Source organism: Hanstruepera marina, from assembly GCF_019880635.1.
Classification (GTDB): Bacteria; Bacteroidota; Bacteroidia; order Flavobacteriales; family Flavobacteriaceae; genus Hanstruepera; species Hanstruepera marina.
Genome location: NZ_JAINVX010000001.1, coordinates 950,469 through 957,500, shown reverse-complemented (window position 1 = coordinate 957,500; position 7,032 = coordinate 950,469). Strand labels below are relative to the sequence as shown.

7 protein-coding genes (1 of these 7 cut by a window edge) are annotated in these 7,032 nt (G+C 31.6%); 6 read left to right on the top strand and 1 reads right to left on the bottom strand.

Features of this window, described 5'->3' with window-relative positions; all coding sequences use genetic code 11:
* Positions 1-61: the start of a putative porin gene (locus tag K7G76_RS04505; RefSeq protein ID WP_223032994.1), read on the bottom strand. It extends 1,922 nt beyond the left edge of the window; only the first 61 of its 1,983 coding nucleotides appear in the window; it begins with the start codon at positions 59-61; the stop codon falls past the left edge of the window.
* Positions 62-130: 69 nt separating this feature from the next.
* On the opposite strand from K7G76_RS04505, the gene K7G76_RS04500 reads away from it, so the two are divergent.
* The 6 genes from K7G76_RS04500 to K7G76_RS04475 all read left to right on the top strand — a co-directional run bounded on the left by K7G76_RS04500 (position 131) and on the right by K7G76_RS04475 (position 6,953).
* Positions 131-730 carry a ribonuclease HII gene (locus K7G76_RS04500; RefSeq protein WP_223032993.1) on the top strand — a complete coding sequence of 200 codons (600 nt, stop codon included), beginning with the start codon at positions 131-133 and terminating at the stop codon, positions 728-730.
* Positions 731-795: 65 nt separating this feature from the next.
* A complete protein-coding gene (locus K7G76_RS04495) occupies positions 796-3,231 on the top strand; it encodes a ribonuclease HII (RefSeq protein ID WP_223032992.1) in 2,436 nt (811 codons plus the stop codon).
* A 41-nt stretch (positions 3,232-3,272) separates the two neighbouring features.
* Positions 3,273-4,322 (top strand): nucleoid-associated protein, encoded by a 1,050-nt coding sequence (locus tag K7G76_RS04490; protein ID WP_223032991.1) that lies wholly within the window; start codon positions 3,273-3,275, stop codon positions 4,320-4,322.
* A gap of 62 nt (positions 4,323-4,384) precedes the next feature.
* Complete coding sequence (locus K7G76_RS04485) at positions 4,385-4,912, top strand: nuclear transport factor 2 family protein (RefSeq protein WP_223032990.1); 528 nt, start codon at positions 4,385-4,387, stop codon at positions 4,910-4,912.
* 23 nt (positions 4,913-4,935) lie between these two features.
* Positions 4,936-5,193 (top strand): hypothetical protein, encoded by a 258-nt coding sequence (locus K7G76_RS04480; RefSeq protein WP_223032989.1) that lies wholly within the window; start codon positions 4,936-4,938, stop codon positions 5,191-5,193.
* Positions 5,194-5,447: 254 nt separating this feature from the next.
* Positions 5,448-6,953 (top strand): DUF5018 domain-containing protein, encoded by a 1,506-nt coding sequence (locus K7G76_RS04475; protein ID WP_223032988.1) that lies wholly within the window; start codon positions 5,448-5,450, stop codon positions 6,951-6,953.
* Positions 6,954-7,032 lie beyond the last annotated feature (79 nt).

Below are 7,032 nucleotides of genomic sequence, written 5' to 3'. Positions count from 1 at the left end.
TTTGCCCATATAAGGTTGAAAAAAAACAAAATAAAAAACCTAATAATATTATTTTCCGCATAATAATTTTTTCGACCTTGCAAATGTATATACAATTTACAATAACGCCATTATATTAAGAATTATTTAAATGCTAAAATTAAATTATTCAGGTTTTGAATATGAATGTGGTACTGACGAAGCGGGTCGTGGTTGTCTAGCCGGCCCTGTTACTGCTGCCGCAGTAATTTTACCTCAAAATTTTAATAACAATATTCTAAATGATTCTAAACAACTATCTGAAATTAAACGTAATAATCTAAAACCTATTATTGAACAAGAAGCCATTACTTTTGCATTCGCTCACATTTATCCTAAAGAAATTGACAAAATAAATATCTTGAACGCTTCTATTTTGGCTATGCATCAATCAATTGAGCAATTGAATCCAAATCCGGAATACATTATTGTAGATGGCAATAAGTTTAAACCTCTAAATAATATTCCCTTTAATACTATTATAAAAGGTGACAGTAAATATTTAAGTATTGCAGCAGCATCTGTCTTAGCAAAAACCTATCGCGATGCCTACATGGAAAAAATACACGAAGAATTCCCGATGTATAACTGGAAACAAAACAAAGGGTACCCAACAAAAGAACATCGTGAAGCTATAAAACAATATGGTATTACAAAATACCATAGAAAATCGTTTCGTTTATTACCCGAACAATTGCAATTGGATTTATGAATTAGAACTGCAATCATTTTAAAGGCATATATTATTTATATAGATTTGTACAAATTCCCTCGTTAATGAAAAAGGTTTGTTTTTATGCTATTTTAATCACGCTAATTTTTGGCTGTGATTCTTCTACTAAAAAAACTAAAATTACTGATTACCTCAACGCTGATGCTTCGGCAATTATCAAAGTCCAAAATGTTGGTAGCTTAAATGGCAATATCAACAACAATCCGTTTTTACAACAATTGGAATCCTCAAGTTCCTATCAAAACTTGTCAAAAAAACTAGGTTTAATTCAGTACCTTAAAACCGAAGACGATATTTATGTTTCCCTTTTTAAGGATAAACAGGACAGTTTACAATTTACCATAATAACCAAACTAAAAGCTAATTTATTTGATATTGACTCTTTACCAAACCACAGTATAGAAACTTTAAACTATCAGTCTAAAACCATCACCAAAAGCACTGTAGACCACAATATTCTTTTTAGCGTAATAAAAGACAGTATTTTTATTGGCGCCACTAACCAAGAATTGCTAAACAGCACTTTAAAATCGCCTAGAATTCATCCGCAACTAGAATCTTTAGTCAACTCATCAAGCGATGAAAACCAATTATCTGTTTTAATCAATAAGAAAGAAGACAATGATATTAGGTCGCTATTTATCAATTCAGATATCGCAACAAAAAGTTTGACGGATTATCTTTTTTTTGATGTGGATATCAATCAAAATGAAATCCTTATTAATGGTGTAACACGTTCGTCAGACTCTACAAAAAAACTAATTGATGCCTTTAAAAACACCTTTCCGCAAGAAAATAGGCTATCACAAATTACACCAGCGAATAGTGATGGTTTTTTAAGTCTTACTTTCAACGATTTTAATGTTTTTCACAACAATCTAAAAGCTATTGAGCAATTAGACTCTATAGCTTCTCATCCTTTGCTTTTTGACAACATTATTGAAGCAGGTGTGATTTACGAAAAGGATATTCAAGCGGTTGTCTTGAATTCATTAGATATATACATTACAAAAGATGCCTTATTGAATGACCAAGATATTTTGGACACCTATCGTGGCGTAGATATTTTGGGTTTTAGCAACCCAGAACTTTTTAAACAGGCTTTTAATCCGTTTATAAATTATACAAAAGCAGACAAATATTGTATTGTAGATAATTTTATTGTGTTTTCGGATAATATGGATTTGCTTCAAAACATTATATCGAGTTACAAAAACCAAACAACCTACAGTTCGAGAAATCACTACAATTTATTGCAAGAAAAGTTTAGCGACGAAGCCTCTATTTTAAGTGTTGTTAATTACAATATATTGGAAACACTTTTAAACAGAAACCTGGGAGATGATTTGAATTTCAAATTAGACAACTATCAAACTTCCGGCATCCAATTTATTTACGATTCAAATTTTGCACATGTTAATGCCGTAATTCAAAAGGCAAAGACTCGTGTATATGAAAATTCTATTTCAGAATCCAGTTCCATTAAATTAGATGCCGATCTATTGAACACACCTCAATTGGTCACCAATCATGTAACCAATGAAAAAGACATTGTTGTTCAAGATATCAACAACAACCTATATCTTATTTCAAATAGTGGAAAAATTCTATGGAAAAAACAACTTCAAGGCGCTGTTTTAGGTCGCATTGAGCAAATAGACATGTATAAAAACGGTCGCTTGCAATTAGCTTTTGCAACAAAAAGCCGTATTTATGTGTTGGACAGAAACGGCAAAGACGTATCGCCTTTTCCTTTAAAATTTAACGATGCCATTACACAACCGCTCTCGGTTTTTGATTATGACAATAATAAAAAATATCGCTTATTGGTCACGCAAGGCAAAGAGGTATTTATGTTGGATGCCAAAGGAAAAACAGTAAAAGGGTTTAATTTTAAAAATGCAGCTGATAACATCATCCACCAACCGCAACATATAAGAATTGGTCGTAAAGATTATCTGCTAATTAAAACAGCCTATAAACTATACATACTTGACAGAACCGGAAAAACAAGAATAACACCAAAAAACACCTTCAACTATTCCCCTGAAGCCATGTACCTTTACAAAGGTAATTTTGCCACTACAACAACAAACGGCAAATTGGTAACTATTGACAACAATGGCAATACAGCTTCGCAAGATATAGGCATAATTGAATCGCATGACCTTGTTACAACCAGTAAAACGCTAGTAGCGCTTTCTGAAAACAAACTGCGAATCAAGCAAAATACCTACGAGTTGGATTACGGAAATTACAGTGAACCTAAAATATTCTATATCAACGATAAAATTTATGTCACTGTTACTGATATCCAAACCCAAAAGGTATATCTTTTTGATAGCAACGCCAAGCTACTGTCCAACTTTCCTGTTTATGGCACATCTCAAATAGATATGGAAAACATGGACAAAGACCGTAACCTAGAGTTTGTTACCAAAGGAGAAAGCGATACTATTCTTATCTATCAAATTAATTAAATTTCAACTTAAATAAACTAGTCAGTTTTGACTCGCAACACATGATAAAACGTACCCAAGCCTCTATTTCTAGATGTATTATCCATAAAGTTGGCAACAAATTCAACAATACCAAAAATGCCTTTTCAGAAAAAGAAGTTCATTTTGATGAAGCCAGCTATGAGCTCATGCTGCCATTTTTATTGAGACCTTTTGGCTCTGTGGTGCAATCGTACAGATTTAACCATCATGCCGATATTTCATTAAACGAAATCAATACTTACAGCGCGCAAATTTTTAATGATGAAGATGATTTTATTGAGACCTCAAAACATATTGTCAAGCATTTATTTGAACAGTCCAATTCAGCACAAATAAAAACAGGAGACGTTTTGGTTGTTCTATTTGAAGGCATTGAATTTAATGAGATAACCACCAATGCTCTAGGTGTTTTTAAAATAGAAAACAAGATTAATTTCTTTCAAACCTATCTGGAAAACAATAGTTATGATGTATTGGTACAAAAAGGTATTAGCAGTAAAAAAGTAGATAAAGGCTGTTTAATTCTAAACCAGAGTGATACCGAAGGTCACATTGTATTGAGTGCAGACAACAATAATTACGATGCGCAATATTGGACTAATCATTTCCTAAATATCAAGTATGCCGATGATGCCAATAGCCATACACAACAGTATCTGGAGCTTTGCAAAGATTTTTCTGAAGATATCTTGAAGATATCCTACGGCAACCAAGAGCAAAATACATTCTTGGCAAAAACTATCGACTTTTTGAAAGAACATGAAATTGTAAAGGTTGAGGAATTTAAAGAGGATATTTTTGAAGAGGATAAGCATAAAACACTTTTTGACGACTATAAAAAAACCTTTGAAGGCGAAAAGGATATTGTTATTCGTAATCAATTTGATGTATCTGATTTGGTAGTCAATAAGGAAAAGAAAAAAATAAAAACCGAAATCAAGCTCGATACCAACATTCAAATTAAGCTAGATATTGATGCGCCTGAAGCTTCAAGCGAATATCTAGAGCGTGGCTACGACGACGAAAAGAAAATGCACTACTACAAAGTATTTTTTAATGCCGAAGGTTGATTTTTTGTCTTTCTAATAAAATTATCAGACCTTATGAGTGTTTAACTGTTTTATCTAAAATCATGCGAAAAATTATTCTACTCATTGCAATATTAGTTTCCGTTCAAACTATTTCTGCTCATTCACCTGTATTACCAAGTTTTGAAATCAATCCAGATTCTCTACGAATAGCAGAACTAGACAAGTATTGGGAAGCTCTTTCTAAAACCGTTTCAGATGGTGACTTTGAGGGCTATGGTGCAGCTTACCATCCAGACGCTGTGGTTATTTTCGCAACAGGACCAAACAAAACATCTGTGCCATTAGCGAAAGCACTTGCTGGCTGGAAACAAGGTTTTGACGATACCAAAGCCGGCAAAAACAAAGCAGGTGTTACCTTTCGTTTATCGCAACGCATTGGTGATGACACCACTGCTCATGAAACAGGGATATTTAACTATTGGACCTCTGATGCTAATGGTGACAACAAACAAGAAATTGCGGTGCATTTTGAAATGTTATTGGTAAAAAAAGATGGTAAATGGTTAGGCGTTATGGAATATCAAAAAGATCCAGCAACCGAAGAAGAATGGGAGGCGTTGAGTAAATAACAATAAAATTTTATTCATTTAAAATGAAATACTTTACTGTAATAACAGTGTTTCTGATTTTATTTTCTTGCTCTAATTTAGAAGAGAATAAAAATCAAGTTGAATTATACTCCAATAATTTTATTTCATCCAAAACCAAAAACAACATTAATTTGGATACTATCAAGAACTTTTCTGAATTGAAAATTGAAATGGGGAAATTAACTTGTGAAAATAGAATTTCAGGATTGCGATTTCAGTTGAATGATTCAATATATAATTTAATTGGTTTTTCAGATTGACCTATTTCTGAAGTAATCGGATTATTTTTCACCAAATATATTGAACATAACCAATACTGTGCAGGAAGAAGTCATATAAACGCAACATACAAAGTAGTAAATAATGAAATGGTTTTAATCGAAAAGACATATGTTGAATATGATGAAAAAAAAAGAAGATTTTGTTGAAATTAAATGTGATTAAATTGTGTGCGAAAATTCAGATTTATTTAACAAAAATTACTAATTTAACCTTTTTAACAAAAACCTCATTTATGCTTTTTATCAAAACCAAATCATTAAAAAACCCAAGCATTTATTTACTACTGTTATTATCTTCAATTTTCTTTAATTGTTCAAAAGATGCTGAACCTAACTTAAATTCTGAGAATAAAATTACTTCGTTTATTATAAATGGAAATGATGAAGAATTTGTTGGGATAATTAATCATACAACTAAAACCATTGGAATTACCACGAATAATTTAGATCTATCAAGTCCGATTACTCCAATAATTGAAATATCAAAAAACGCGACAATTTCCCCTTCTGCAACTAATCCCCAATTATTTAATAATGTTGTTAGGTACACAGTTACTGCCGAAAATGGAGATAAAGCAACCTACAGTGTAACTGTAATAAGTTCAGATAACAAAATAACATCTTTTAGCATCAAACCAAATGACATCATTTTTCAAGGAGAAATAGACCATCAAAATAGAGTTATTACAATTGAATCTACAGGATTAGAGTTAAATAACCTTTTGATTCCAGAAATTGAAATCTCCCCTAACGCTACTATCAATCCAAGTCCATTAACACAACGGGATTTCAGTTTAGACCTAGAATATACCGTAACAGCGCAAAATGGTAACGATGCTACATATACTGTAATAACCAACAACACTGCTCTGTCAGGAGAAAAACAAATTTTATCTTTCCAGTTTGACATTAACGGAGATATTTTCGAAGGCGTAATTAATCATTCAAACCTAACTATTGACATAGAAACTTACCATAATCCTTCCAATATTTCCCCAACTATTACAATATCTGATGGCGCTACAATTTCCCCCAACAATGAAGAACCTCAAGATTTTACAGAAGATGTTCAATATGTTGTAACTGCCGCTAACCAATCTACCAATACTTACACAGTCAGAACTAAATGGGTTAGATTTTATTCTATAAATAGTGCTCACAACACATCAAATTTGTTTACTAGATACTACTACAATGCCACACCGAAAGTCAGAACTAGAAATGTTGATCTAACTGTTCCTAATTCAAAAATTATTTTAGAAAACAATCAAAATAGTTATGACTTAAACCATTACAATTACTACACCTTCATGACTTCAAATAATGATTTAGACACGTCTTTTTTTATCGAATTCCCTCAAGACATTGTTTCTTCAACTGATTATAAATTAAAATATATTGTAGATAACGAAGTGATATCCATATCAGATTTTGAAATTGATATATTAGTTGAAAATGCTCCTGATATTATTTCTTCAAATCAAACAAGTTACAACTTTAACGACACTTTAATTCTTACTGGAAATAATTTGGTGCCTGGTTTACGAATTGCCGCTCACAATATTACTATTTATCAATATGATGAGAATTATGTTTCGGTTAATTCAAATGGTACAGAATTGACCTTTCCTTTAAATGTTAATCAAAGTATGTTTCCTCCTTCTTCTCCTTATCCTACTCACGTAATAATTTTTTATAATCTAAGATATGGAGAAACTATTATTTTAGATTTTAACTAGTTTTATTTTTCTTATTATTTTCGAAACGTTTATTAATTTTAAATCATGTTGTAGTTATTATTATTTACTTTTAAATAGC

Excerpts from the sequence above, each read along its gene's own strand:
- K7G76_RS04500 (WP_223032993.1), top strand. The coding sequence starts at position 131 with ATGCTAAAATTAAATTATTCAGGTTTTGAATATGAATGTGGTACTGAC.
- K7G76_RS04495 (WP_223032992.1), top strand. The coding sequence starts at position 796 with ATGAAAAAGGTTTGTTTTTATGCTATTTTAATCACGCTAATTTTTGGC.
- K7G76_RS04490 (WP_223032991.1), top strand. The coding sequence starts at position 3,273 with ATGATAAAACGTACCCAAGCCTCTATTTCTAGATGTATTATCCATAAA.
- K7G76_RS04485 (WP_223032990.1), top strand. The coding sequence starts at position 4,385 with ATGCGAAAAATTATTCTACTCATTGCAATATTAGTTTCCGTTCAAACT.
- K7G76_RS04480 (WP_223032989.1), top strand. The coding sequence starts at position 4,936 with ATGAAATACTTTACTGTAATAACAGTGTTTCTGATTTTATTTTCTTGC.
- K7G76_RS04475 (WP_223032988.1), top strand. The coding sequence starts at position 5,448 with ATGCTTTTTATCAAAACCAAATCATTAAAAAACCCAAGCATTTATTTA.